Origin of the sequence: Streptomyces sp. NPDC047880 (assembly GCF_040706515.1) — a bacterium.
In the GTDB taxonomy this organism is placed as follows: domain Bacteria; phylum Actinomycetota; class Actinomycetes; order Streptomycetales; family Streptomycetaceae; genus Streptomyces.
In genome coordinates, this window is sequence record NZ_JBEZOK010000069.1 from 1 (window position 1) to 1,451 (window position 1,451).

The 1,451-nt window shown below is 68.8% G+C and carries 1 protein-coding gene; it reads left to right on the forward strand.

Translation table 11 applies throughout. The features are described from left to right. On the forward strand, positions 1-1,451 hold a 1,451-nt coding region (locus AB0937_RS38500; protein WP_366718868.1), incomplete at both ends, for an AMP-binding protein.

Consider the following 1,451-nt stretch of genomic DNA (forward strand, 5'->3'; position numbering starts at 1 on the left):
GAGCACGCCCCCCTGACGTTGGCGCAGCAGGCCAGCGGCATCCCGAACGGCAGCCCGCTGTTCACCTCGCTGTTCAACTACCGGCACGGCAGGCGCCCACAGGCGGTACCCGCCCCGGAAGCCGCTGACGCGCCCAGGGGCATCGTCACGGTGTCCATGCGCGAGGTGACGAACTACCCGGTGACCGTGGCGATCGACGATCTGGAGTCCAGGTTCGGGCTGACCGTGGACGCGGTGGGCCCGGTCGACGGGCAGGCGGTGTGCCGACTTCTGCACACCTGCGTCGACAACCTCGTGAGCACACTGGAAGACGATCCACACGGTCTCTTGTCGGCAGTGGACGTCCTCGACGCCTCCGAACAGAACCGACTCCTCGAATCCTGGAACGACACCACGACGGAACTGCCGGAGCAGGGTGTCCACACCTTGGTCGCCGAACAGGTGCGGCGCCGTCCGGACGCCGTGGCAGTGGAGTTCGGAGCCGCGCACCTCTCGTACCGGCAGCTCGACGCGCGAGCCAATCAGATCGCGCACGCGCTCATCGCGGCCGGTGTGCGCAGGGGGTCGCTGGTCGGAGTGTGCCTGGAGCGCGGTCCCGATGCGGTGGCCGCACTGCTGGGAGTGTGGAAGGCCGGCGCGGGCTACGTACCGCTGGACACGGACTACCCCTCCGCCCGGTTGGCGTCCATGCTGCGCGATGCCGACGTCCAGGTCGTGGTCAGCCAGGGAGGGCTGGCCGACCTCCTGACGGACTTCGACGGTGTGGTCGTACAGGTCGAGAGTGTCGATGAATCCTCCTTCCCGAGCGAGGATCCGGCAGTAGCCGTGGCCGCAGGTGACGCCGCTTACGTGATGTTCACGTCCGGATCCGCGGGGTTGCCCAAGGGCGTGATGGTGGAGCACCGTGCCGTGGTTCGGCTGGTGTGGGGGCAGCAGTACGCCGAGTTCAGCGAGCAGAACGTGCACCTGCTGCTGGCGCCGCTGGCGTTCGACGCCTCGACCTTCGAGTTGTGGGGCGCGCTGGTGCACGGCGGCCGCCTGGTGATCGCTCCTCCCGGCGCCGTCGGCCTGGCGGAGCTCCGGTCGCTGATCTCCGAGAAGGGCATCCGCAACCTGTGGTTGACCGCTGCGCTCTTCAACACGGTCGTCGATGAGGACCCGAGCGTGCTGGCGGGACTGGCGCGCGTGCTGGTCGGCGGCGAGGCGTTGTCGGCACGGCACGTGCGGGAAGCGCAGACTGCGGTGCCCGGACTGCGGGTGGTGAACGGGTACGGGCCCACCGAGACCACCACGTTCGCCTGCACCTACGCCATCCCGGAGCTGCCCGAGGACGCACAGTCCGTGCCGATCGGCTCTCCGATTGCGAATACGCGGGTGTTTGTGCTGGATGGTTTGTTGCGGCCGGTGCCGGTGGGTGTGGCGGGGGAGTTGTATGTGGCGGGTGCGGGTCT